At 72.3% G+C, this 24,892-nt stretch carries 22 protein-coding genes; 8 read left to right on the forward strand and 14 right to left on the reverse strand.

Features of this window, described 5'->3' with window-relative positions:
* Positions 1-49: 49 nt before the first annotated feature.
* Positions 50-1,198, reverse strand: a complete 1,149-nt coding sequence (locus HHX35_RS02520) for a lipase family protein (RefSeq protein ID WP_259404687.1) — start codon at positions 1,196-1,198, stop codon at positions 50-52.
* Between the two features lie 131 nt (positions 1,199-1,329).
* Here HHX35_RS02520 and HHX35_RS02525 point away from each other — a divergent pair, with 131 nt between their 5' ends.
* The gene (locus tag HHX35_RS02525; protein ID WP_182897376.1) at positions 1,330-1,908 is read left to right on the forward strand and encodes a hypothetical protein; all 579 of its coding nucleotides are present in this window, start codon (positions 1,330-1,332) and stop codon (positions 1,906-1,908) included.
* 33 nt (positions 1,909-1,941) lie between these two features.
* Here HHX35_RS02525 and HHX35_RS02530 read toward each other — a convergent pair whose 3' ends face one another.
* Positions 1,942-3,324, reverse strand: coding sequence for an FAD-binding oxidoreductase (locus tag HHX35_RS02530; protein ID WP_182897377.1), 1,383 nt, complete (start codon positions 3,322-3,324; stop codon positions 1,942-1,944).
* 115 nt (positions 3,325-3,439) lie between these two features.
* Between HHX35_RS02530 and HHX35_RS44460 the strand changes: the two genes are divergently transcribed.
* Complete coding sequence (locus tag HHX35_RS44460; protein ID WP_182897378.1) at positions 3,440-4,504, forward strand: helix-turn-helix transcriptional regulator; 1,065 nt, start codon at positions 3,440-3,442, stop codon at positions 4,502-4,504.
* A 39-nt stretch (positions 4,505-4,543) separates the two neighbouring features.
* On the opposite strand, the gene HHX35_RS02540 is transcribed toward HHX35_RS44460, so the two are convergent.
* Positions 4,544-5,503 carry a LysR family transcriptional regulator gene (locus HHX35_RS02540; RefSeq protein WP_182897379.1) on the reverse strand — a complete coding sequence of 320 codons (960 nt, stop codon included), beginning with the start codon at positions 5,501-5,503 and terminating at the stop codon, positions 4,544-4,546.
* A gap of 103 nt (positions 5,504-5,606) precedes the next feature.
* Here HHX35_RS02540 and HHX35_RS02545 point away from each other — a divergent pair, with 103 nt between their 5' ends.
* A complete protein-coding gene (locus tag HHX35_RS02545; RefSeq protein ID WP_182897380.1) occupies positions 5,607-5,897 on the forward strand; it encodes a hypothetical protein in 291 nt (96 codons plus the stop codon).
* 67 nt (positions 5,898-5,964) lie between these two features.
* Here HHX35_RS02545 and HHX35_RS02550 read toward each other — a convergent pair whose 3' ends face one another.
* Positions 5,965-6,141, reverse strand: coding sequence for a hypothetical protein (locus tag HHX35_RS02550; protein WP_225898484.1), 177 nt, complete (start codon positions 6,139-6,141; stop codon positions 5,965-5,967).
* Between the two features lie 43 nt (positions 6,142-6,184).
* On the opposite strand from HHX35_RS02550, the gene map reads away from it, so the two are divergent.
* Positions 6,185-7,033 (forward strand): type I methionyl aminopeptidase, encoded by an 849-nt coding sequence (gene map / locus HHX35_RS02555; RefSeq protein ID WP_182897382.1) that lies wholly within the window; start codon positions 6,185-6,187, stop codon positions 7,031-7,033.
* Between the two features lie 108 nt (positions 7,034-7,141).
* Here map and HHX35_RS02560 read toward each other — a convergent pair whose 3' ends face one another.
* The 4 genes from HHX35_RS02560 to HHX35_RS02575 all read right to left on the reverse strand — a co-directional run bounded on the left by HHX35_RS02560 (position 7,142) and on the right by HHX35_RS02575 (position 13,210).
* Positions 7,142-9,136: a cytochrome c oxidase assembly protein gene (locus HHX35_RS02560; RefSeq protein ID WP_310738858.1), complete on the reverse strand. Its 1,995-nt coding sequence runs from the start codon at positions 9,134-9,136 to the stop codon at positions 7,142-7,144.
* Complete coding sequence (locus HHX35_RS02565; protein ID WP_182897383.1) at positions 9,133-9,699, reverse strand: copper resistance CopC family protein; 567 nt, start codon at positions 9,697-9,699, stop codon at positions 9,133-9,135. The genes HHX35_RS02560 and HHX35_RS02565 overlap by 4 nt, the downstream gene beginning before the upstream one ends.
* Before the next feature lie 120 nt (positions 9,700-9,819).
* On the reverse strand, positions 9,820-11,118 hold the full coding sequence (locus HHX35_RS02570; protein WP_182897384.1) for a helix-turn-helix domain-containing protein: 1,299 nt from the start codon (positions 11,116-11,118) through the stop codon (positions 9,820-9,822).
* A 568-nt stretch (positions 11,119-11,686) separates the two neighbouring features.
* Positions 11,687-13,210: a PucR family transcriptional regulator gene (locus HHX35_RS02575; RefSeq protein WP_182897385.1), complete on the reverse strand. Its 1,524-nt coding sequence runs from the start codon at positions 13,208-13,210 to the stop codon at positions 11,687-11,689.
* A 119-nt stretch (positions 13,211-13,329) separates the two neighbouring features.
* Between HHX35_RS02575 and HHX35_RS02580 the strand changes: the two genes are divergently transcribed.
* Positions 13,330-15,615: a molybdopterin cofactor-binding domain-containing protein gene (locus HHX35_RS02580; protein WP_182897386.1), complete on the forward strand. Its 2,286-nt coding sequence runs from the start codon at positions 13,330-13,332 to the stop codon at positions 15,613-15,615.
* Positions 15,616-15,700: 85 nt separating this feature from the next.
* Here HHX35_RS02580 and HHX35_RS02585 read toward each other — a convergent pair whose 3' ends face one another.
* Both HHX35_RS02585 and HHX35_RS02590 read right to left on the reverse strand, forming a co-directional pair.
* Entirely contained in the window at positions 15,701-16,411 is a 711-nt protein-coding gene (locus HHX35_RS02585) for a hypothetical protein (RefSeq protein ID WP_182897387.1), read from the reverse strand.
* Between the two features lie 383 nt (positions 16,412-16,794).
* A complete protein-coding gene (locus tag HHX35_RS02590; RefSeq protein ID WP_182897388.1) occupies positions 16,795-18,432 on the reverse strand; it encodes a SecDF P1 head subdomain-containing protein in 1,638 nt (545 codons plus the stop codon).
* A 177-nt stretch (positions 18,433-18,609) separates the two neighbouring features.
* On the opposite strand from HHX35_RS02590, the gene ald reads away from it, so the two are divergent.
* Entirely contained in the window at positions 18,610-19,728 is a 1,119-nt protein-coding gene (gene ald, locus HHX35_RS02595; protein WP_182897389.1) for an alanine dehydrogenase, read from the forward strand.
* A gap of 22 nt (positions 19,729-19,750) precedes the next feature.
* Here the strand turns inward: ald and HHX35_RS02600 are convergent, their stop codons facing one another.
* Positions 19,751-20,428, reverse strand: coding sequence for a DUF3105 domain-containing protein (locus HHX35_RS02600; protein ID WP_182897390.1), 678 nt, complete (start codon positions 20,426-20,428; stop codon positions 19,751-19,753).
* Positions 20,429-20,534: 106 nt separating this feature from the next.
* Between HHX35_RS02600 and HHX35_RS02605 the strand changes: the two genes are divergently transcribed.
* Complete coding sequence (locus tag HHX35_RS02605; RefSeq protein ID WP_285782824.1) at positions 20,535-21,215, forward strand: DUF305 domain-containing protein; 681 nt, start codon at positions 20,535-20,537, stop codon at positions 21,213-21,215.
* Positions 21,216-21,276: 61 nt separating this feature from the next.
* Here the strand turns inward: HHX35_RS02605 and HHX35_RS02610 are convergent, their stop codons facing one another.
* The gene (locus tag HHX35_RS02610) at positions 21,277-22,125 is read right to left on the reverse strand and encodes an alpha/beta fold hydrolase (protein WP_182897392.1); all 849 of its coding nucleotides are present in this window, start codon (positions 22,123-22,125) and stop codon (positions 21,277-21,279) included.
* 88 nt (positions 22,126-22,213) lie between these two features.
* On the opposite strand from HHX35_RS02610, the gene HHX35_RS02615 reads away from it, so the two are divergent.
* Positions 22,214-23,086 carry an AraC family transcriptional regulator gene (locus HHX35_RS02615; RefSeq protein ID WP_182897393.1) on the forward strand — a complete coding sequence of 291 codons (873 nt, stop codon included), beginning with the start codon at positions 22,214-22,216 and terminating at the stop codon, positions 23,084-23,086.
* On the opposite strand, the gene HHX35_RS02620 is transcribed toward HHX35_RS02615, so the two are convergent.
* Together HHX35_RS02620 and HHX35_RS02625 are read right to left on the reverse strand one after the other, a co-directional pair.
* Entirely contained in the window at positions 23,083-24,171 is a 1,089-nt protein-coding gene (locus HHX35_RS02620; protein WP_139578113.1) for a low specificity L-threonine aldolase, read from the reverse strand. The genes HHX35_RS02615 and HHX35_RS02620 overlap by 4 nt on opposite strands.
* A gap of 64 nt (positions 24,172-24,235) precedes the next feature.
* Positions 24,236-24,889: an SDR family NAD(P)-dependent oxidoreductase gene (locus tag HHX35_RS02625; protein ID WP_182897394.1), complete on the reverse strand. Its 654-nt coding sequence runs from the start codon at positions 24,887-24,889 to the stop codon at positions 24,236-24,238.
* Positions 24,890-24,892: the final 3 nt, after the last annotated feature.

The raw sequence follows: 24,892 nt of genomic DNA on the forward strand, positions 1-24,892 counted from the left end.
CCGGCGGTTCCGCGGCCGCGGAGACCGCCGGCGGTGGTTTCCGGGGCGCTCAGCAGTTCGGGATCGCGGGGAGACCGGCGACGCGGGTGGCCAGCCACGCGACCGCCAGCGGGCCGCCCTCGACCGCGCCGAGCACGTGGCTGCCGGCCGGCAGGCTGGTCCACAGGACGTTCACGCCCTGAGCGCAGTACTGCTTCCGCAGGGTTCTGCCCACCTCGTACGGGATGATCTCGTCACCCTTGGCGTGGTAGAGGAACAACGGCACCCGCGGCGCGGACGCGCCGAGGCGGTTCTCGGCGAGGCGGGCCCGCCAGTCCGGCAGGTTCAGCACGTCGGCGGTGGTGAACTCCGCCAGCCGCCGCCCGCCGAACTCGGCCCGCAGGTCGCTCACGCAGTCGTCGCGGGCGTCGTCGAACAGCGCCGCGCCCTCGGGGGTCAGGTAGCTCTCCAGGTGCAGCTCGGGATAGGCGGCGTCCAGCCCGATACCGGCGGCCGCGGCGAGCCCGAAGTCGCCGGTGCCGTCCAGGTGGTCGGCCACGGCCCGCAGGTCGGCCGGCACCCCGCCCGCCGCGACGCCCTTGAGCCGCAGCTCGGGCGCGTACGACGGCTGGAGCTGGGCCGCCCAGGCCGCCGACGACCCGCCCTGCGAGTAGCCCATGACCACGACGGGAGCGCTGCCGGACAGGTTCGCGCCCGGCACCCGCGTCGCCGCCCTGATCGAGTCGAGCACGGCGTGCCCCTGCGACAGGCCCGCCATGTACGTGTGGCCGCCCGGCGTGCCGAGACCCTCGTAGTCGGTCACCGCGACGGCCCAGCCCTTGAGCAGCATCAGGCTCATGATGGCGAGCTCGGCCTCGGTGCCGCCCTCCATGGCGGCCGACGGGGCGCACTGGTCGCCCATGCCGTGCGTGCCTACGGCGTACCCGGCGATGGGCCGCTTGCCGAGGGGATACGGGGAGTCGGGCACGAGCAGGGTGCCCGAGACGACGTTCGGCTCTCCGGTGGCGGAAGTGGACCGGTAGCGGAGGTGCCAGGCCTTCACCGGCACCTCCAGCAGCTTGCCGGGCACGAGGTAGACCGTCGTACGGCTCGCTTCGACCACGTCCCCGGCGGAGGTCGCGCGTGCGGTGCCGCCCAGTGCGGGCAGCAGGAGGAAAGCCCCGATCATGGACAGGGTGGCACGAACGCGAAGGTTCATGAAGCCGCCTTCCGGCTGTTGGATCACGTTCCAGGATCGGCGCCGTGGGCTGATCGTTACCTGAGGGTAACGGTGTGTCAAGGACCCAATTGGCGGGACTTCACGCGCTCATGTCAGGCACCATGACGGTCATGGACGCCGCATCGGTGAACCTGTTGCGCGAGGTGCTCGCCTCCACCGGATGGCTCGAACGCACCCGGGAGCTCGGCCTGGCCCTGCGGGCCACCCGGTCGCCCGGGGGGCTCCTCGTCGTCGGCACCCCCGAGGACGAGCCGTGGCATGTCACCGCCCACCTCACGGACGAGGCCCGGCTGTCGGGGCTCGCCCAGCTCTCCCCCACGCTCGTCCGCTGGGCGCCGCCGCCCGGAGCGCCCGCCCACCTGCGGGTCGGGATGGAGCGCCTGCGAAGCGCCGGCAGGGGCGAGACGCTGTTCGTGGTCGCCGAGCAACGAGCCCCCGTGCCCCTGCTCGAGCGCGTGGACGACGCCCGCCGCACCGGCGCCACGATCCTCGCCATCGACGGCGGCGACCCCGAACTGGAGTCCCTGGCCCACGACGCGATCGCCGTGCCGGCCGAGGGGGCCGTCCTGAGCTTCGACGCGGCGCAGCACCTGGTGAGCAGCGCGGCCGGGGAGGTGCGGCGGCTCGGCCTGCGGGAACGCCTCGCCCGCCTGGCCGAACGGATCACCGGCCCCCACGTGAGCGACTGAGGTCGGGCCGGGTTCCCGGTCCCCCAGCGCGCCTCAGGCACCTGCGGGTGGGATGTTCTGGTTCAACGCGAAGACGTTGTCCGGATCCATACGCGCCTTGAGCCGGGTCAGACGGCTCCAACTGCCGGGCAGATACGCCTCTCGGATGCGGCCGCCGCCCTCGTCGCCCAGGTGGTTGACGTAGGTGCCGTGGGCCCAGGGCCGGGTGGAGTTCCACGTCTCGCCCACCCAATGGCGGTGCCGCTCGGGGTCCTCGGCCGGGTCCTCCCACGTGGCCGCGATCATCGTCATGTAGTCCGCCGACCGGTGACCGAAGGCCGTCGCCTCCGGGTCCCTGTCGGCGACGGCGCCCCCGAGGCGGCGGAGCAGCACCTGGTTCAGGGGCGACGACGGGTGGGTGCCGTGGCGGGCGAGCGCGGCAACGGCCTCGTCCGGCAGGCCGTGGAGGAAGTCGGAACGCACGTACTGCTGCCGCCCGGGGACGTTCGCGTCGTCGAGCATCCGCTGCAGGCCGGCGTACCCGGTCACCCCGAAGGTGTCGACGAGCGGCCGTCCGAGGCCGCGCAGCGACGCGGTCAGCTCCTGACCCGTGCCGTGCGGGCCGAAGTAGGCGGCCGCGATGCCGACGACGGGCCTGCCGACGGCCTCGGCGGGCACGAAGGGCGCCGCAGGAGCGGACACCAGCGCCGCGACCAGGGACAGCTCGCGCGGCGCCCGCTCGCCGGCCTGGTGGAAGGCGTGGAGGGCGTCGCGGGCGAGTTCTCCCGGATACATCACCATGCCCGCCCACGCGGGAGCGACCGGGTGAAGGCGGAAGGTGAACCGGGTGACGATGCCGAAGTTGCCGCCGCCGCCGCGTAGCCCCCACATCAGCTCGGGGTCGGTGTCGTCGTCGGCCGTCACGACGTTCCCGTCCGCGGTGACCAGCTCGACGCCGAGGAGGTTGTCCGCGGCGAGGCCGTGCAGCCGGGACAGCCAGCCGATGCCACCGCCCAGCGTGAGGCCCGCCACTCCGGTGTCGGAGATCTCACCACCGGGTGTGGCGAGTCCCTCCGCCTGCGCCGCCGCGTCGAACTCCCGCCACAGGACCCCAGGGTCCACGTCCGCGAGGCGAGCCGCCGCGCGCACCGCGATGCCCTTCATCAGGCTGAGGTCGATCATCAGCCCGCCCTCGACCACCGAGTAGCCCGGGATGCTGTGGCCGCCGCCGCGCACCGCGATCGGGAGGTCGTGGCGGCGGGCGAAGACCACCGCGGCGGCCACGTCCGCCGTCGAGCGGCACCGGGCGACGAAGGCGGGCCTGCGGTCGATCGAGCCGTTCCAGATCCGCCGCACCGTGTCGTAGTCCGCGTGGCATGGGGTGAGCAGTTCGCCCTCGAAACCGTCGAGGGCGGGAGCGGGGACGCCGATGATCATGTCAGTTCTCCTGTCTGTCGCGGTGACACGCCAAGACTGGAGCAGGGCGGTGCGCGGGCGGCATCCCTCAAGTGAGGGATGGTTCGGACGCGGGATCCGCGCCCATACTGGCGCCGTGAGAAGTGCGACAGTGCGGGACGTACGGGAGGCGGTGGCCGATCTGTCTCGCCGGGCGGACTCCCCGCTGGCGCTCGAGCGAGCGGTGGCCGCCCAGGTGACCCGGGTGGTTCCGGCCGATCTGTGGTGTGCGCTGACCATCGACCCGGACACGCACAACATCAGCGGCGGCTTCCACGACGAAGGACTGCCGTTCCGGTTGCTCGGCCGGTTGACCGAGATCGAGCAGCAGGAGACGGACCCGGACGTCCTGACCATGCGCGAGCTGGTCCGCAGCGGCGTGGTCGCACGCACCCTGACGCAGGCGACGGGTGGCGACCTCGAGCGCAGCCACCGTTTCCGCGACGTGCTGAGCCCGTCCGGCGTCAGGCACGAGGTCCGCGTCGCCTTCCGGGCGCAGGACGGCCGGGTGTGGGGTGCGATGGTCCTGATGCGGGGCAGCGACGTCCCCGATTTCACGGCGCGGGAGCTCGGCGTCCTGCGTGGGATCAGCCACGTCGTCGCCGACGGGCTGCGCCGGGCCACGATGCTCTCCGAACGGCCGGCGGCCGACCATGGCGGGCCCGGCCTGCTGCTGTGCAGGGTGGCGGCCACCGTCGTGGTCGATCACGTGTCGGCGTCCGCCCGGCGGCTGCTCGACGAGATCGACGACGGCCGCCTCGGCGATCTCCCGTACACGCTGGCGTCGCTGGTGCACGCGGCGCACCGGCGCGGCGTTTCCGGCGCCCCGCACCGCGTCCGGATGCGCGTCCGGACCGGACGGTGGCTGACCGCGCACGCCGAGCGTCTCGGGGAGGATTCGGTCTCCGTCATCCTGGAGGCCACGCGCCCGCACGAGATCATGGAGCTGCTCGCCGACGCCTACCGGCTCACCGCCAGGGAACGGCAGATCGCCGCGCTGGCCGGGCGGGGGCTCACCAACAAGGAGATCGGCTCGGTCCTCTTCCTGTCGGCGTTCACCGTGCAGGACCACCTCAAGGCCGTCTTCACCAAGACCGGCGCCCGAAGCCGGTCCGAACTCGCCGCCCTCCTGCACGGGCACCCTGCGACGCCACCGGAGTGACCGAGCGCCTCCGGCCGTGCGGGTGCGGCAGGCGGCGGGTCAGGGCGTGGGCGAGCCGAGCGGGGCGCGGCTGAGCTCGCGCACCCGCCGGTCCACCGCCTCGGCCGCATCGCCCAGCACCTCGATCACCACGGCCTGCATCGGGTCGGGCTCCCCCGACGTCGTACGGCTCACCCTGGTCAGCGCCTCGATCCTGCGGCTGCCCACACCGCGGATGCCGGTGACGACCACCTCGCCCGGCGGCACGTCGAGCAGCGCCAGCGACGGCACGATCGCCACTCCGTGCCCCGCCGACACCAGCCCGAGCACGGGCGGGAACTCCGCGATCAGGTGCACCCGGCGCGGGACGAACCCGTGGAGCTGGGCGAGCCGTTCGAGCGCCTGCCCGCACGCCTGGTCCGGCACCCCGGCCACCCACGGCAGGTCCACGAGGTCGGCGACGGTCGCGGGCACCTCGTCCCACGACGGCGGGGCGACAATGCGGTACTCGTCGTCGTAGAGGCGGTGCCGGGACATCGACGGCAGCGACGCGGCCGGCTGGCTCATGTCCCGTTCCGTCACGACCAGGTCCACGCCGCCGAGGCGCAGCTCCTGCACCGCGCCCGGCCCGAACAGCTCGTGGATCACGGGCGTGATCCGCGGGTGCCGTACGGCCAGCTCGCCCAGCGCGGGGACGAGCAGATGCCGGATCACGGTGGGGAACGCCGCGATCGTGACCGGCCCGGACAGCCGCTCGGCGAACCGGTTGAGCTCGTGCCTCGCCTCGGCGAGCTGCTCCTCGATGCGCTCGGCGTAGGCGGCCAGGACCCGTCCGGCCGGGGTCAGTGTGACCCTGCGCTGCGACCGGTCGAACAGCGCGAGGCCGACCTCCCGCTCGAGCTGGGCGAGCTGCTGGGAGACGGCCGAGGGCGTGAGGTGCAACGCCTGCGCGGCCTTCATGACGCCGCCTCTGCGGGACACCTCGTGCAGGATCCGCAGCCGCCGCGGGTCGATTTCCATGCAGCAGATCTTACGTTCGAATTAAGAATCCTTCACTTGCCCTTCACTCCCCAGGGGCAGATCATCACGTCATGAGCATTTCCGTGGACGGCGAATCGTCCTGATGTCCACCTTTATCGCGATCATCGGCACCGTGGGCGCCGTCGTCCTCCTGTTCGCGTACGCGATGGTGTCGTCCGGCAGGTTGTCCGCGGACGGGCTGCCCTACCAGTTGCTCAACTTCGGCGGGGCGGCCACCTTGATGATCAACAGCGCGTACCACTCGGCCTGGCCCTCGGCGATCCTCAACCTGGTGTGGAGCGGCATCGGCGTGTGGACGCTCGGCCGGCTCGTCGCCCGCCGCGCCACGGCCCGGCGGCACGCGGCCGAGCCCGCCCCGGCCCCGGGACCCTGAGACAGGGCACGGTGAGGCCCGGGGCGGTGAGACGGGGAGAACCGGGCCAGGGGAAGGGGTCAGGGGATCAGTCGTCCCATTCCTTGTCCTGCTCGGTCCAGCGTTTGTTGCGCTCGGCCGCCGTCTGCAGGGCGTGGGCGGCGGTGTCGCGGGAGTCGTAGGGACCGAGCCGGTCCTTGTTCGGGCAGCCCTTCTCGGGCTCGACGCTCATGTGCTTCAGGCAGAACCACCATTGATCGCTCACGTCCTTAATCGTGCCCCCTTGACGCGCAACTAGACTTGGCCGCATGACCACGCTGCTCCGCCCCGGGCGAATCTCGCCCATCCGTAAGGTTCCCGCCCACATCCCCCGGCCCGAGTACGTGGGGAAGGCCGAGCCCAAGAAGGGCGACAGCGACATCCAGACCTCCGAGACCATCGAGAAGATGCGGATCGCGGGCCGGATCGCCGCGCAGGCGCTCGAGGAGGTCGGCAAGCACGCCGCCCCCGGCGTGACGACCGACGAACTCGACCGCATCGGACACGAGTTCCTCTGCGACCACGGCGCCTACCCCTCGACGCTCGGCTACCGCGGTTACCCGAAGTCGCTGTGCACCTCGATCAACGAGGTGATCTGCCACGGCATCCCGGACGACACCGTGCTGCGCGACGGTGACATCGTGAACGTGGACATCACCGCCTACATCGGCGGCGTGCACGGCGACACCGACGCCACCTTCCTGGTCGGGGAGGTCGACGAGGAGTCCCGTCTGCTGGTCGAGCGGACCCGCGAGGCGATGATGCGGGCGATCAAGGCGGTCGCGCCTGGCCGCCAGCTCAACATCGTCGGCCGGGTGATCGAGGCGTACGCCAAGCGCTTCGGCTACGGCGTCGTCCGCGACTTCACCGGGCACGGCATCGCGACCTCGTTCCACTCCGGGCTCATCGTCCCCCACTACGACGACCCCTCGCTGTCGGTGACCCTGGTGCCGGGGATGACGTTCACGATCGAGCCGATGCTCACGCTCGGCACGATCGACTACGAGATCTGGCCCGACAAGTGGACCGCGGTGACCAAGGACCGCAAGCGGACCGCGCAGTTCGAGCACACGATCGTGGTGACCGAGACGGGTCACGAGATCCTCACCCTGCCGTAGGAGCTCCGGAGCGGTGCCGCGGCGCCTCGCCGGTGCTCCGGCGGAGGCGCCGCGCGGTTTCGGCGGGCGGACGATCACCCGCGGGCACAGCCCGCCGAGGCGGGCGGCCTACTCGGCGGCCCTGTCCCGCCTGTTCAGCTTCGCCAGGTAGTCGTTGTAGGCGTCCAGCTCCGCGTCCCCGGTGCCACCGGACTTGGCCGCCGCCGCGTCGGCCCGGCGGTCGGCCCGGCGCGCGACGCGTTCGTCGTCGCGCCACCACTGGAAGCCGAGCGCGAGCAGCACGATCAGCGTGGGGATCTCGCCGAAGGCCCAGGCGATTCCGCCGCCGGCCTGCTGGTCGGCAAGCGAGGAGACGCCCCAGGTGCGCCCGAGCTGGTCGTAGTAACCGGACGCGAGCACCGTGCCCATGCTCATCAGGGCGATCCCGAAGAACGCGTGGAACGGCATGGTCACCATGAGCAGCAGCAGCCGCCCGACGTGGGGCAGCTTGTGCGGCGCCGGATCCACGCCGATGATCACCCAGAAGAACAGCGAGCCGCTCAGCAGGAAGTGCACGGTCATCGCGATGTGACCGAGATGCTCCTCCATCGCGGCGGCGAACAGCGGGGTGAAGTACAGGGCGAACGTCGACACCACGAAGATCGCGGTCGCGATGGCGGGGTGGCTGACGAACTTCAGGACCCTGCTGTGCAGGATCACCGTGATCCACTCGCGTGGTCCCCTGTCGCCCCGGCGGGCGGCGGGCTTGAGCGCGCGCAGCGCCAGCGTGACCGGCGCGCCGAGCACCAGGAAGATCGGGACCAGCATCGACAGGATCATGTGCTCGGTCATGTGCACGCTGAACAGCACGGGCGAGTAACGCGCCACGCCGCTCTGCGTGCTGAGGACGAGGATGACGACGCCGAGGTACCAGCTGACCGTGCGGCCCTGCGGCCACCGGTCGCCCCGGCGGGCCAGCCGCACGACGCCCGCGCCGTACAGACCGGCCATGACGACGGCGAGCACGGCGAAGAACAGGTCGAACCACCACAGCGTCACCAGGTTGGCGAGCGTCACCGGCGGCGGGACCAGGTAGCCGAGCAGCTCGTAGGCCCGGTCGACCGGCGTGTCGACGGGCGGCGGGGCGGTCCGCGACAGCGCGACGGCCAGGCCGATCGTCGCCCCCATCAGCAGGACCTCGCCGAGGGCGAGGCGGAGGAAGGCGTGCGGCTCCCCCGCCGACAGCCTCGGCAGCGTACGGCCGCGGTGGCGCCAGCCGAAGAACCCGAGCAGGGCGAACGCGACGATCTTGGCCAGCAGGAGCAGGCCGTAGTTCGAGGTGAACAACTCGCCGACCGAGGTGAGGCGCGACGCGGCGGCGGCGAGCCCGGAGACGCCGACCCCGGCGAAGCACCACAGCGCCATCCGGGAGAAGCGCGCGGCGGCGACGTCCAGGAGCGGCTGCCCGCGCAGCGCGTGCACGCAGACCACCCCGAGACCGCCCACCCACAGGGCCAGGAAGAGCAGGTGCATGGCCACCGACGTGGTGGCCAGCCCGTGGTTGGGCGAGGTGGCCTGGTGCCCGGTGAGCGCGGGCGGCAGCAGCGTCACGAGCGCGAAGACCAGCAGCCGCCCGGCGGCGCCCGCCGTGATCGCGCCCCGGGCGAACAGCGCGATGGCGACGGCGAACAGCACGACCAGGGTCAGCGCGATGCCCTGCGGCACCTGGCTGGCGTAGCTGGTGAGCTCGTTGCCGGCGAGGATCTGCCCCACCGGCGCGCCGAGGGTCTCCGACAGGCTGAAGACCAGCGCCACCGCCGCGGCGACCGCCCAGGCCAGCGCGGACCACGACGCGCCCTTCACGTAACTTTGCGCCTGCTTGCCGAGCAGTCCCTTGTTGTTGGGCAGGAACGCCGCGGCCGCCGCCAGCAAGCCGACGGTCAGGACGCCGGAGACGTCCATCGCGAGCTTCGACAGCGGCAGCATCCAGCGGGTCAGCGTGCCCTCGTCGGGCAGGCCGGGGATGATCCGCGGCGTCGCGGCGCCGCCGAGCACCATCGCGATGACGAGTGCGCCGGCGGCCGCGCAGAGCGCCGCGGCGGTCAGGCGCACCGCCCTGTTCACGGCTTCTTCCGCAGGCTCAGGAACATCCCGATGCCGACGCCGGCGATCCCGAAGATCACCGCCCAGATCCACCCCGGAACGCCCCTCTGCCCTCCGTCGTCGGCCTGCGCCGCAGGTGCGGTCGCGGCGGCCGCCGGGGCGGACGCGGAAGACGTGTCGCCGGGAGCGGCCGCCGAGGTCGCCGCCCCCACCGACTGGTCGCCGACCACGGTGAACGGGATCTCCCCTTCGAGCGGATGCCCGTCGGGAGAGACCACCCGCCAGGCGATCGTGTAGCGGCCCGGGGGAACCGGCTCGGTCACCGCCTCGGTGACCTTGGGCCCGTCGACGACCGGGTCGCCTTTCTCATAGCGCTTGCCGTCCTCGCCGCGGACGATCACGACTGGGAACTGAACGGAGTCCGCGAACTCGAGCGTGACCTTTTGCAAGGTCTTGACCTGGGCGTTCTTCTGCGGGTCGCTACTCTTGAGCGAGGTGTGCGCCTGGGCCGGCAGGGTCGGCGCGGCACACAGCAGGAGAGCCGCCACGAGCGCGGCGAAGGCGGCGAGGAAGGGTCTCTTCATGGCACCTCCCAGGCTACCGACGCGGGGGTCCGGTCCATACCTCGCATCAGGAGACTGGGGATAACCCGAGGACATCCCGGGTGCGGGCCCCGCCGAGGAGGCCCGCCCTCGGGGCGGGCGTCAGAGCCCGGCGCAGGCGAGGGCCTGCTGGTAACTGGACATGCTGGGCTCGTGCTCGCCCAGCCGCGCCTGCATCTCGGCGACCGACTGCCACCGCTCGGCGATCGTGCGGGTCACCGGCAGACGGCGCAGCCGCTCGGCCGCGGCCTGCAGCTCCGCCAGCGCCTCCTGGTCCAGCCGCTGCATCCAGTACGCCTGTCCCAGCACGAGGCAGGCGTCCGCGGCCACAGCAAGGCTGCTGCCGTCCGCCAGCAGCGACTGCGCCTGCCGCGCGTGCTCGACGGCCTCGACCGGACGCCCCAGCGCCATCTGCGCACGGGCGATGTTCAGCTCACAGCGGGCGATCGCCGTCTTGCCCGCCGACGACTCCTTCAGCTCACGCAGCGCGCGCTCCGACAGCTCCTTGGCCATGAGGGCCTCGGCGGGACGTACCTGGAGGAGAAGCATCGCGAACTGCGACCGGAGCCGGGCGAGGTTGCGGGGCTCTCCGTTCTCCGACTGCACCGCGAGGGCGCGCTCGACCAGGGACATGGCCTCGTCTCCGTTGCCGGACGCCTGGGCGGTGAGAGCCGCGTTCCAGCACGCGGCCACCATGGACGTGGGCGTCCCCAGGAGCTCGGCCGCGGCGAGGAGCTCGGCGGCGAACTGCCGGGCGCGGAGGAGATCGCCGCGCTCGACGTACACGAACAGAAGGGTCGAGCCGAGCTCCACCGTGACGTCCGTCCACTGGGGGCGGGAGGTGGCCAGCCCGAGCGTCGACTCGCCGACGCGGACGGCGGCCTGGAGGTCGCCGAGCTCCCGGTAGCACCGGCACAGCGCGATGGCCACCTGGACCCGCCGCTCGAGCGGCTGTCCGTCCGCCTCCTCGCCGCTGAGGGACTCGAGCACGGTGATGGCCTCGGGGAAGTTCCCGCAGGCCTCCGTCGCCAGGGCGTACCCGTACTGGGCGTCCCTGCGCAGCGACGCCAGCCCGGCCAGGTTCTTGTCGGCGAGCAGCTCCGCGTAGCGCGACCTGGCCTCCGTCAGGTCGCCGTTCTCCAGGGCCAGCTGGGCGAAGCGGAGGCCCAGCTCGATCTCCTCCATCTGCTCGGCGGTGACGCCGTTGACCAGATAGGTGAGCGAACAGTCGAGTTTCTGGGCGAGAAGCTCCAGGACCGCGGGGGTGGGCGTGCGCTTGCCGCTCTCGATCAGCGAAACGTAGCTGTCGGACAATTCAGGATGAGCGAGCTGCGCCTGTGAGAGACCCCGCTGCCGACGAATGGCCTTGATCCGCTCGCCGACCATGCCTTGACTAGTCACACGCACCCCTTGAGAAGATGAAGGCCGGACAGTCGTCCCCCATGAAGGAGATCCTCATGCGCCGCCTTTCACTGTTCACCCTGGCTGCTCTCATATCGCTCAGCCTGGCACCTGCCGCTCATGCTACGGCCGCAACCGGCTCCGCGTCAGTAGCAGTCTTGTCCGCGGAGCCCTGCTGCTGATCCCCCACCATCGAGCCTGTTGAGGCACCGCCTTCCAACGGCCTGTCCGGTTCCGAGCCCGCACGATTTCCGCATTGGCGGCCTGACCAGGCGGGCTCTCGCCTGCCTCGATGCATGCGGGATCAGGCACCCCCCACCGTGAGGCGGCGAGAACGGCGACGGCCTGTCGTGCCCCCATAAGCTCTGTGGTGCCCTCATAGCGCGGCATCGCGCCGTAGGCCGCGACGATGTCGGGCCTACGGCGCCCGGCCGTTCGGGCCGGGGCCGGGTCGTTTTCAGCGTAATCAGTGATCGCGGAAAACATAAGAGGCGGATCCGAATCCAGAGCGAACGCCCCGCCTTGACCTGCTCTCTCCCGGCGATCTTCGTCCCGTCCGGCCCGGAGACTAGCCGGCGCGGAGGGCGAGGAAGAGGTCGACGCGGTCGGCCATGGACGACAGATCCTTGCCTGTCAGCTCCTCGACCCGCCTGATCCGGTAGCGCACCGTGTTGACGTGCACGTGCAGCCGCTCGGCACAGGCGTTCCACGATCCCGTGCAGTCGAGGAACGCGCCGAGCGTGCGCACCAGTTCGGCCCCGTGCCGCCGGTCGTAGTCGAACAACGGCCCGAGCAGCCGTCCGGCGAACGAGGACCGCACGTCGCCGGGCACGGTCGCCAGCAGCAGCGCGTGGGTGTAGATCTCGTCGCTGGTGACCACTCCCCCGCCGCGCGCCTCGGCCATCCGCCGGGCGTGGCCCGCCTCCTCCACCCCTCCGCGGATGGCCTGCGGCCCGGTCAGCGCGCCGCTCAGCCCGGCCGACACCGTGATCGAGGGCAGCCCGCCGGCGAGCACCGCCGTACGGGCGCGCAGCCACGCCGCGAGTGCCTCGCGATCGCCCCAGGGGGTGTCGTCGCGCAGGGGGACCAGCGCCACCGACGCGTCGGCGCCCGCGGCGGCCACCACCCCGCGGTCCAGCAACTCCTCCACCACCTGACCGCCCAGCAGGGCGCGGTCGGGGCCGTCCGCCGCCCCGTGCCTGCTCGCCGTCGCGGCGACCACCGCGTACGGCTCGGCCGGGTCGATGCCGCACGTCCGCAGCCGGGCCGACAGCTCCGCGAGGTCGCCGCCCGCGCAGGCCAGGGCGATGAGCTGCTCGGCCAGCCGGCGCTCCACCCGGCGGCCCTCCTCCGCCCGCGTCCGCTCCATCGCGACGCACGCCGCCAGCTCGTAGCCGATCTCCACGTCGACCTCGCCCCGGCAGACCAGGGCCCAGCCGGCGGCCCGGTGCGATCGGTCCACGGCGAACAGCGTGAACGGCCCGCCGCGGCCCACGACGACCGGCAGGCGGACGGCGGCGAGATAGTCGCGGGCCAGCCGTACGGCCTGCTCCTCGGGCAGCGCGCCCGCGACGACCGCGCCGCAGGCGGACACGACCGCGGCCGTGACACCGAGCTCGGCCTCCACCAGGGCGAACAGCTCGCCGAGCCCGGCCCCTTCGGCCACCGCCGCGACGATCCTGCGGTGCCGCCCGAGGGCGCCGCGCAGGTCGCCCACCTGGGCGGCGGCGACGCGCCTGCCGACGAGTTCGGTGACGGCTCCGAACGACACCTCGACGGGCACTTCGAGCAGCGGCAGCCCGCGTGCCCGGCACGCCTCCACCAGGTCGTAGGGGACCGTGCCGAGCCGCGCGTCGCCCGCGCCGAGCGCGGCCACGCCCGCCTCGGCCAGGGCGTCGACGAACCGGGCGGAGTCCTCGGGCGACTGGCGCCACATCAGGCCGGTCAGCACCAGTTCGCCGCCCGACAGGTATCGCCGGGGATCGGGCAGGTCGGTGATGAGCACGCCCTTGATCTCGCGGTCCAGCGGCTCGTCGCCCGTGAGCAGGGTGAGCCGCAGTTCCGGGACGGCGAGCAGATCATGCAATAGCACGACAGACAGCGTATTTGGAGGTATCTACAAGCATCGACTACGCCCGTCCCCGGGTTTCATGGCCGCGCCGATAGGCCCCGCCCCCGCCCGGTTGCTGTACTACGACGGTGGAGCGGCGGATGGCGACTGAGACGGCGACTGAGACGGCGGCGGGGACGGCGACCGCGACGGGGCGGCGTTCGGGCCTCGGCGAGAGCGCGCCGCGCCCCGACGGCACCCTGAAGGTGACCGGAGAGTTCGCGTACTCCTCGGACCTGTGGCTTGAGGGCATGCTCTGGGGCGCCACGCTGCGCAGCCCGCACCCGTCCGCGTGGATCCGCTCGATCGACGTCGGCCCCGCGCTCGCGATGCCCGGCGTGTTCGCCGTGCTGACCCACGAGGACGTGCCCGGGGAGAAGTTCTACGGGCTGGATCGCCGCGACCAGCCGGTGCTCGCCGTCGACCAGGTCCGCTACCAGGGCGAGCCCGTGGCGATCGTGGCCGCCGATCATCCGGAGACCGCGCGCCGTGCCGCCGCCGCGATCGTCGTGCACTACGAGGAGCGCGAGGCGGTGACCGACCTCCGCCGGGCCGCCTTCGACCCGTCCTGTCCCGCCGTCCACCCTGCCGTCCACCCTGGAAGCGATCAGGGCAACCTCGTACGGCACCAGCCGGTGAGGGTGGGCGGGATCTTCGAGGCCGAGGTGGTCGTCGCGGGCGAGTACGAGGTCGGCATGCAGGACCAGGCGTTCCTGGGGCCGGAGTCGGGCCTGGCCGTGCCCGCCGAGGACGGCGGGGTGGACCTGTTCGTCGCCACCCAGTGGCTGCACGTCGACCAGGACCAGGTGGCGCCGTGCCTGGGCCTGCCGAAGGAGAAGGTGCGGCTCACGCTCGCCGGGGTCGGCGGCGCGTTCGGCGCCAGAGAGGACCTGTCGATGCAGGTCCACGCCTCGATGCTGGCGCTGCGGACGGGCCGCCCGGTGAAGATGGTGTACGGCAGGGAGGAGTCGTTCTTCGGTCACGTCCACCGGCATCCGGCGCGGATGCGCTACGAGCACGGCGCGACGGCCGACGGGCGGCTCGTCTACGTCAAGGCGGAGATCCTCCTCGACGGCGGCGCCTACTGCTCGTCCACCCCCGCCGTGGTGGGCAACGCCGCATCGCTCGGCGTCGGTCCGTACGAGGTGGGCAACGTCTGGATCGACGCGTACGGCGTCTACACGAACAACCCGCCGTGCGGCGCGATGCGCGGGTTCGGGGCGGTCCAGGCGTGCTACGCGTACGAGTCGCAGATGGACCGGCTCGCGGCGGCCTGTGGGCTGTCACCGGTCGAGATCCGCGTCCGCAACGCCGTGTCGCAGGGGTCGCGCCTGGCCACCGGTCAGCTGATCGACAGCCCCGCGCCGCTCGCGGACATGCTCGGTGAGCTGGCCGCGATGCCGCTGCCGCCGGACCCGGCGGATGAGCCCGACCTGCGCCTCCTGCCGGGCGGCGTCGCGCAGACGACGCACGGCGAGGGCGTGCGGCGCGGCGTGGGCTACGGCGTCGGCATCAAGAACATCTGCTTCTCCGAGGGCTTCGACGACTACTCGACCGCCCGCGTGCGGGTCGAGCTCGCCGGCGACGAGCCGCACGTGCTCGTGCACACCGCCGCCGCCGAGGTGGGCCAGGGGCTCGTCACCGTCCAGGCCCAGATCGCGCGTACGGAACTCGGGATCGCCAGGGTCACGGTCGCCCCGGCGGACACCGCGGTCGGCTCGGCCGGGTCCTCCTCGGCCTCCCGCCAGTCGTACGTCACCGGCGGGGCGGTCAAGACGGCCTGCGAGGCGGTGCGGGCACGCCTCGACGCGCTGCGGGCGGCGCATCCGGAGCTGTCACTGGAGGAGGTGCTTGAGCGGTTCGGGCCGGTCGAGGAGACGCGGGAGTATCGCCACCGGCCCACGTTCCCCATGGACCCCGTCACCGGCCGGGGCGACTCCCACACGCAGCTCGCGTTGTGCGTGCACCGGGCCGTGGTCGACGTGGACGTCGAGCTCGGCCTGGTCAAGGTCGTCGAACTGGCCGCCGTGCAGGACGTCGGGAAGATCCTCAATCCGCTGGCCCTGGAAGGACAGATCCACGGCGGCTCCGCGCAGGGCCTCGGCCTGGCGCTGATGGAGGAGATCCAGGTCAGGGACGGCCGGGTGCTCAACCCCTCGTTCACCGACTACCTGATCCCCACCATCCTCGACATGCCGCCCATGCGGTTGTCGGTGCTGGAGAACCCCGACCCCCACGCGCCGTACGGCCTGCGGGGTGCGGGCGAGCCGCCCACGCTGTCGTCGACCCCGGCGGTGGCCGCGGCGGTCAGGGCCGCGACCGGGCTGGATCTCTCCCGTGTCCCGATCCGGCCCGATGACATCGCGCTCTCGCCCGTCGCCGGCTGAGCCCCGCCGTCGTACTCGGCGCGGCGGGGGTCAGTCGGCCGCGGTCAGTCGGCTGGGGTTGGTCGGCTGGGGTTGGTGGCTCGGGTCAGTCGGCGATGTAGCCGATGGAGGTCACCTCGTAGCCGCGGCTCTTCGAGCCCCGCACGTGCATGAACATGCCGCCGCCCTCGTAGGAGTAGGCGCAGCTGTAGCCCTTGGGCTCGGAGCTGCAGCCCTGGAAGAAGTACTTCACACCCTTCGGGTCGTACTTCGCCCGGAACAGCGTCTTGACCGCCGTGGTCGTGGCGATCTCCAGGCCCCGGTTGCGGTCGCCCGCGCGCCAGGCGTCGAACAGGTACTTGGCCGCGGCGGACGGCTTGGCGAGGTGGCGGGACTCGTACACCTTCGTGACCTTGGCGCCCGACACGACCATCAGGACCCCGTCGAGCCCGCCCGGCACGCGCACGCTGGTGTGGACGAACCGGCAGGCGTTGCCCGAGCAGCCCGCGAACTCGTCCGGGGCCCGGAAGGGGTAGGAGAAGAGCGTGGAGACCGCGCCCGCGGTGGCGACCCGGGATGCCGCGTGGCGGTCCGCGCGCAGCCAGGCGCCGAACAGCTTCTTGGCGACGGCCGCCGGTGCGGCCGTGCCGTGCGCGGATACCCGGGCGGGAGCCTGCCCAGGGGCCTGAACAGGGGCTTGCACAGGGGCGTGCGCTGTGTGCGCGAAAGCCGGGGCGGCGGCGAGCGGGGAGGCGGGGACCAGAAACGCGGCGGTCGCGGCCGTGGCGGCCGCGCCTCGCAACCATCGTGCTGACACGCGCCGTACGCTACCGGGATCTCCTTGCACCCGGATTGACCCCGGCTTGCACCGGCCGCCGCCGCCCTCGCGACGGCCCGCCCGGGGCCGTCGCCGGTGTCCGCCCGAGGCGAGGGACCGCTGGGCGGCCAGGCCGCGCCCTGCGGCGCCCAGGCATCCGGCCGCCGACGTCGCACCGGACAGCACCCCGCCGGCCACGGGCACCCACGCCACGGCCGTGGTGGCGGTCATGACGGTGGACGTGGCGTCGTGCCCCACGGCGAGGAACCTCCGGGCGACGATCGAGACCTGACGGCCCAGACCGGACGGCCGGGACGAGCGCGCCCCGGCCGCCGGCCGGCCGGTTCAGGTCCGGGAGCGCCCGCCCGGGCCGTGATGCGCGATCATTGGAAGCCCTCAGGGGTGGACTGCGTGCCTCCCGGTTGCCCCGCGCCGCCTGGTTGCGTCCCACCCTGCTGGGTGCCACCGCCTGGTTGCGTCCCACCCTGCTGGGTGCCGCCCGGCTGCGACCCTCCCGGCTGACTGCCGTCCTGCACCGTACCGCCCGGCTGCGTGCCATCGGTCTGAGCGCCGCCCGGCTGCGTTCCCCCGGGCTGGCCGGCGCCGGTAGCGGCGGGCGAGGCGCCCGGGTTCGGCTGGCCCGCCGGGGCGGATCCGGTCAGCAGCGCCATGATCGCATCGGCCTGGGCCTTGTCGAAGCCCGCGACGCCGAGGCTGTCCTGGGTGATCTCCTGGGCCACCCGCGGGGCGGCCACCACCTTCTCCCCCACCACCATCGCGAGCTGCTGTTTGACCGTCTCGCGGGTGAGCGCGGCGATCTGCTCCTGGCTGGAGGGGGACAGCACGAGCCTGATCGAGTAGGTGCCGTCGTTCTCCGGCACCTCCTCGATCTTCTGCACGGTCGTGACCGTGACCCCCGGGTCGAGCTGGTAGCAGGAGGTCCCCTTGTCGTCCGGGATCGCGTCCGTTCCGCTGCAGGGCGCCTGCCCCACTCCGGTGACCGGGGCGAAGTGCACGGGCGTCAGCAGGGTGCGTACGGCCGTCTGCTTGAGCGGCGGGGCGTCCGGGTTGCGGGTCATCACCACGGCGACGGCGCCGAGGACGCCGGACATGACGACCACCAGCACGAGGGCCACGACGAGGGCGATCGTCGTCCCCCTGGCCGCCCTCGGCTCCGTGGGCCCGGCGGGGGCGGGCGGCGCGTCACCCGGCCCTGCGGCCCCACCTGGGGGCGCGCCATCGGGCGCGACGGGCTCCACCGGCTCACCGGGCAGTGCGGGAGCATCGGCGACACCGGGCACGCCGCCGAGTTCGCCGGGAACCCCGAGCGGGTCACCCGGCCCACCGGGCACGCCGAGGGGGTCACCCGGTCCACCAGGTTCACCCGGCATGCCGAGGGGGTCATCCGGTCCGCCGAATCCGCCCGGCATGCCGAGGGAGTCTCCACGTCCGGCGGGCTCACCCGGCACGCCAACCGGGCCACTGAGCGTGTCACCGAGCGGATCACCAAGCCCGCCCGGCGGCTCACCGCGCGCACCGAGCGGGTCGTCGAACCCGCCGAGCCCGCCACGCTCACCCCGTGCACCACCCGGGCCACCGAGCGGATCGGCGAGCGGATCGGCGAGCCCTCCGCGCGCACCGGACACGCCGGGCACGCCGGTTGGCCCGCCCAACGGGTCACCGTGTCCGCCGGGATCACCGTGTCCGCCGGGATCACCGTGTCCACCGGGATCACCGTGTCCACCGGGATCACCGGGGTCACCGGGCCCGCTCACGGGCCCGCCGTACGTGTCACCCGCACCGCCGGCAGCGGCGGGCAGGACAGCCGTCTCTCCCGTGGCGCCGGACGCGCCGGACATGTCGCCGAACCAGCCGCCCCACCCACCGGACGTATCGGCGGGCACGCCGCCGCGGTCCTCGGAGCCGACCGGCTTCGGCATGGGCGCCGTCTCGGCTCCCGATGTCAGGCCGCCGGGCCGCGGGCCGGGCTCCTCGTCTCCCGGCACGGGCGCGTTGTGCATTCCCACCTCGATCCCTTACACCGCTCGCAGAGCCTACCGAGGTCTGCCAACCGCGGGTAACCGGCCGACCATGGAACGCTCAACACGCTCTTCTCTTGACAATTTGTCATGAATATCCGCCAAATGGTTGCCCGTTGCCCGATGTCCACACAGGCATTGGGAGCCGACAGTGAAAACATGAAGGTGGGAGTTCCCCGAGAGATCAAGACGCACGAGTACCGGGTCGCGCTCACACCCGCGGGGGTCAACGAGTTCGTACGCAAAGGTCATCGGGTCCTCGTCGAGAAGGACGCGGGACTGGGGTCCGCGATCCCGGACGAGGACTTCGCCGCGGCGGGGGCCGTCATCCTCGGCACGGCGGACGAGGTGTGGGCCGAGGGCGACCTGATCCTGAAGGTCAAGGAACCGGTGCCGGACGAGTATCACCGGATGCGCAAGGGCCAGGTGCTGTTCACCTATCTCCACCTCGCCGCCTCGGAGTCCTGCACCCGGGCCATGCTGGAGTCGGGCGTGACCGGCATCGCGTACGAGACCGTGCAGAAACCCGACCGCACGCTGCCGCTGCTCGCGCCCATGTCCGAGGTCGCCGGACGGCTGGCGCCGCAGGTGGGCGCCTACCATCTCATGCGCCAGGGCGGCGGGCGCGGAGTGCTGATGAGCGGCGTCCCCGGCACCTACCCGGCCAAGGTGGCGGTGATCGGCGCGGGGGTGTCGGGCATGAACGCCGCCGCGGTCGCCGTGGGCCTGCGGGCCCAGGTGCTGCTGCTCGACCGCGATGTCGACCGGTTACGCCACGCCGACCTCGTGTTCCGGGGAGGCTGCCAGACGGTGGCGTCCAACGCGTACGAGGTCGAGCGGGCGGTGGTGGACGCGGACCTGGTGATCGGCGCGGTGCTCGTGCCGGGCGCCAAGGCGCCGACCCTGGTGAGCAACGACCTCGTCTCGCGGATGAAGCCGGGGTCGGTGCTGGTGGACATCTCCATCGACCAGGGCGGCTGTTTCGAGGACTCGCGGCCGACCACCCACGCCGACCCGGTCTACCGGGTGCACGGCTCGGTGTTCTACTGCGTGGCCAACATGCCGGGGGCGGTGCCGCACACCTCGACGTACGCGCTGACCAACGTCACGCTGCCGTACGCGCTGGCGATCGCCGACCTGGGCTGGCGCGAGGCGCTGACCGCCGACCCCGCGCTCGCCCTCGGTCTGAGCACCCACCAGGGCCACCTCACGAGCCGCCCGGTGGCCGAGGCCCACGGGCTGGAGGCCGTGCCCGTGGACCGCGTGCTGGTTCCCTGAACCTGGCCAGGGGACGTCCGGATCAGGAGGACGGGGCCGCGCTCGGCATCGGCTCCTGCGTGGTCTCCGCCTGCGGCGGCGGAAGCGGCTTCTCGTCGGTGGTGCCGATGCCGCCCGAGCAGGAGGCACCGTACTCGGGGGTGTTCGTCGGGTTCTGCTTGTACTTCTTGACGAACTCCGGCAGGCGGGGGTCGTCCGCGGAGTCCAGCGCGATCTGGTGGTTCCAGGCGCTGGCAACGATCTTGGACGGCAGGCTCGGGTAGGGGCTCAGCAGCATGTAGTCGGCGGAGGCGATGCTCTTCAGCTTGTCCACCTCGGCCTTGGGCAGGTCGGGCCGGTAGGTGATCCACACCGCGCCGTGCTCCAGCGAGTGGACGCCGTGCTCGTTGTGGATGGGCTTGTCGTAGATGCCGCAGTTCTGCCAGTAGAAGTTGTGCTGGCCACCGACGGGCGGGGTCTCCTTGTAGGACACCTTCGTCCAGGAGTGGTCGGAGCCCTTGTAGTTGAAGGTCTTGACGGCGCTGAGCGACTTGGCCGAGCGGTCGTTGACCACGTAGACGGCGACGAGGGCGACCAGGACGACGATCACGAGGCCGCCTATCCCCCACATGAGAAGCGCGGCGCGCCGCTCCTTGCGCTTCTGCTCGGCGCGCATGCGGGCGAGGTGCTCACGCCTCGCCTGCGACTTCTCCTTGGTCATCGCTCCTCCAACCGCTGATCACTGACACCCCCGCTGCGTATGGAGAATAGTGGCTAAAGGTATTGCTTCGGGCAGAGCGACGGCCGTGGCGAGTAGCCTGTGGGCGGTGAGCACTGACATCGACGCCGCAGGGGACAACGCGGTCGAGACCGCTCCCCCGGCCCGGCGCCGCCTCCCCGCCCTCGGGCTGGTCGTCGTCCTCCTCGCGGCGGCGGCGCTCGTACTGTTCTTCACCAGGCAGGGGACGCCCGGGGACACCTCCCCGGAGGCCGGCTTCGCCAGGGACATGGGGGTCCACCACGCGCAGGCGGTGGAGATGTCCTTCATCCTCAGGGACAAGACCTCCGACCAGGCGCTGCGCAGCCTGGCGTACGACATCATCACGACGCAGAGCACCCAGCGTGGAATTTTCATGGGCTGGCTGCAGCAGTGGGGCCTCGACCAGAGCTCAAGCCGCCCGGCGATGGCCTGGATGTCCGGGCACGGGCACGGCGGAGGGTCCACGGCCGCCCTGCTGCCCGACGGAAGGATGCGCGGCATGGCCTCGGAGGAGGAGATGAACCGGCTCCGCCAGGCCACCGGCAGGGACGCCGAGATCCTCTTCCTCCAGCTCATGATCCGCCATCACCAGGGCGGCGTGGAGATGGCCGAGGGCCTGCTCAGGCTGTCGGACCGCGACGAGGTGCGCGCCCTGGCCCAGCACATCGTGGACGGCCAGAACGCCGAGATCCGCACGATGAAGGAGCTGCTGGCCAAGCGGGGAGCCCAGGCGCTCCCCGCACCGTGACCCGCTCCGTGACCCTCTCCGGCCGGTCCGCCGTCGGCTGCGGGTGACGGCGGCCGGGCCTTCAGCCTCTCGCGGCGTGGATCGCGGTGAAGGCCAGCAGGGGGCGTGCGGTCCTCGCCGGGTCCTCGAGTATGGGCGAGTGCCCGAGACCGGGCAGCAGCTCGACCTTCGCGCCCGGAACCGTCCGGTAGTCGGCGGCGGATGAGGATCGCCATCTGCGGTCGTCCTCTCCGAAGATCACCAACAGCGGCTTGCCGAGGGCCGTCAGCCGCTCCGGGAGCGTCTGTTGCTCCAGGTAGGCGCGGGTGGCCCCCATCGTCGTGGTGAGCGTGTGGTAGGTCATCATGCGCACCTCGTCCAGAAGCTCCTGCGGGATCTGATAGCCCGCGCGGCTGAAACCGGTGCTCGCGAACCGGCGGATCTGCTCGTCGGTCGGCGGCCACTGCGACGGTGCGATCGCGGCGGACTCGGATGCGATGAAGGCGTCCATGCCGGGTCCGGTGTTGATGAGCACGAGCGCGATCACCAGGTCGGGTCGTTGCTCGGCGAGAGCGGTGGCGACCGCGCCGCCGCTGGAATGACCGGCCACGATCGCGCGCTCGACGCCGAGCCGGTCCAGTGCCAGGCCGACCCGGCGTCCCTGGTCCGGCGTCGCGTAGCTCGGGCCGGCCGGTTTGGCCGACCGCCCGTGCCCGAGCAGGTCGATCCGGATGACGCGATGCGATCCGGTCAGCAGCGGAACCAGAGAGTCCCACGAGCGGGTCGAGGAGGCGGACCCGTGGATCAGCAGGAGCGCTGGGGCGTCGCGGGGGCCGTCCTGGCACACGTGGATGTCGCCGTCGTCCAGGGACAGCGTCGAACTCTCGGTGGCCTCGGCTTCCGCATGCCGATTGCCGTCGGAAACAGTCATGCGCCCACTGTCGCCGCCGGCGGGCGCCGTGTCTTGGACGAATGTTCCCTTCGGTCGTTCCCCTCGGCGCTCGCATAGCCTGGCGGCCGTGTCGACTTTCGTGCACGGTGAGGCGGTGTGGGACGTCGCCTCCCCGCGGGGGCCCAGCCGGGTGGCCGGTGTCACCATGGCCGGGTTCCGCGTCGGTGACCTGGACGCGCTCCGGATGGTCCCGCACCCGGCCGTGACGCTGCTGCTGGAGTTCGGCGCCGGTTCGCCCGTCGTGGATTACGCCGCCGGGCGGCAGGAGCGCGGAAGTCTCGTCGCGGGGCCCGGGCTCGGGTCCGGAGGCGCGGCCTGGGCACGGGGGGAGAACGTCGAGTGCGTGCAGGTGCGCCTGTCCCCGGTCGTCGCGCGCGCGATTCTGGGCGTCTCCCCCGCCGATCTCGACGGCGCCGTGGTGGCCCTCGACGACCTGTGGGGCCGGGAGGCGTCACAGATCCGTGAGCGGCTGGCCGGCGTCTCCTCCTGGGAGGATCGCTTCGCGCTGACCGGCGCGCTGCTCGCCCGCCGGCATGAGGCGGGACCGCCGGTGGACCCGGAGGTGGCCTGGGCCTGGCGCCGGATCGTCGGAGGCCGCGGCCTGGTCCGGGTCGACCGGCTGGCTGCCGAGCTCGGATGGAGCCGTAAGCGCCTGTGGTCCCGATTCCACTCGCAGATCGGCCTGCCGCCCAAGCGCGCTGCGAAGCTGGTCCGCTTCGACCACGCCGCCCACCGCCTGGTCGCGGGTGGCAGCGCGGCCCGGGTCGCGGCGGAGGCCGGCTACGCCGACCAGTCCCATCTGCATCGAGACGTCATGGAGTTCATCGGAGTGACCCCGGCGAGCGTGGCGGGCGAGCCGTTTCTGGCGGTCGACGACATCGCGTGGCCCAGCCGGGAGGCTCCCGCCAACGATGGGACGACGGCCGCGGGTCACGGCTAGGCGCGCAGCTCCTCGGCGAGCGCCGCGGCGAACGCGTCCACGTCGGCCTCAGTGGTGTCGAAGGCGCACATCCACCGCACCTCGACCATGCCCCCGCCGATCTGCTCGTTCCAGTTGTAGAACCGGAACCGCTTGCGCAGCCGGTCGGCCACATCGGCCGGCAGGATCGCGAAGACCGCGTTGGCCTCGACCGGGCGCGGCACGCTCACGCCGGGCAGGTCACGTACGGCGTCCGCGAGCCGCCGGGCCATCGCGTTGGCCTGACGGGCGTTGCGCAGCCACAGGTCGCCCCCGAGCAGGGCCTCGAACTGCACCGACACGAAGCGCATCTTCGAGGCGAGCTGCATGCTCGTCTTGCGCAGGTACGGCAGGCCGCGCGACGCCTCCGGGTTCAGCACGACGACGGTCTCGCCCAGCAGCAGACCGATCTTGGTGCCGCCGAAGGACAGCACGTCGACCCCCGCGTCCGTGGTCAGGGCCCGCAGCGGCACGTCCAGGGCGGCGGCGGCGTTGGTGATCCGCGATCCGTCGAGGTGGACGAACATCCCGAGCTCGTGGGCGTGGTCGCAGATCGCCTTGATCTCGGCCGGGGTGTAGAGCGTGCCCAGCTCGGTCGCGTTGGAGATCGACACGACCCGGGGCTGCGCCCGGTGCACGTCGCCGAACCCCCACGCCTGCCGGTCGATCAGGCCGGGCGTGAGCTTGCCGTCCGGGGTCGGCACGGTCAGCAGCTTCAGCCCGCCGGTGACCTCGGGCGCGCCGCCCTCGTCGGTGTTGATGTGCGCGGTCTCGGGGCAGACCACGGCCTCCCAGTGAGCGCACATCGAGCGCAGCGACACGACGTTGGCCGCCGTGCCGTTGAACACCGGGAACACCTCGGCCTGCTCGCCGAAGTGCCTGCGGAAGACGCCCCGGACCGCCTCGGTGTAGACGTCGTCGCCGTAGGAGATCTGGTGTCCCCCGTTGGCGAGGGCGATCGCCTCCAGGACCTCGGGGTGCACCCCCGCGTAGTTGTCGCTGGCGAACGTCCGGCTCGCCGGGTCGTGCCGGCGTACGGCATCGGTTGTCACGAGATGTCTCCCCATCGCGGTTTCGGGCCCGCGGCCGGCCCGTCCAGGCCGGGCCGCGGGTCCGGATCAGCAGCGTAGATCAGGGCGTGAGGTCGATCCTGCGGCCGTTGACCGCGGCCGGCTCCTCGTCCCACAGGCCCGCGACCGCCGCGGCCAGATCCTTCACATCGGTGAAGGTCCGATACGGCTTGTCCGGGTTCGCGGCCCTCATCTCATCGTGCACCAACGCGTTGACCACCAGGACCACCGCGGCGGCTGAGGTGTCCTTCAGCGCGTCGGCCAGCGACAGCGTCCACGCCTCGGCGGCGGCCTTCGCGGCGGCGTACGCCGCGCCGCCCTGCGTCGGCTTCTGGGCGGCCCGGGCCGACACGATCGCGAAACGGCCGTTCTCACTCGCCCGCAGCAGCGGCTCGAACTCCAGCGACACGTTCTGCAGGGTCCTGATCAGCAGGTCGTGCAGCAGGTCCCAGTCGTCGAGCGAGGTGTCGGCGAAGGTCTTCGACCCGCGCCAGCCGCCGACCAGGTGGACGACGCCGTCCACCCGGCCGTGCTCGGCCCGCACCCGCTCGGCCAGACCGCGTACGGCGTCCCGGTCGAGCAGGTCGACGGCCAGACAGCCCTCGGCGCCGGACTTGTCCACGCCGACGACCGTGTCCCCGAGCTCGGCGAACTTCCCGGCGACGGCGCGGCCTGCCGGGCCGCCCGCCCCCATGACCACGATCACCCTGCTCATCGC

It is taken from the genome of Microbispora sp. H10830 (assembly GCF_014161375.1).
In the GTDB taxonomy this organism is placed as follows: Bacteria; Actinomycetota; Actinomycetes; order Streptosporangiales; family Streptosporangiaceae; genus Microbispora; species Microbispora catharanthi.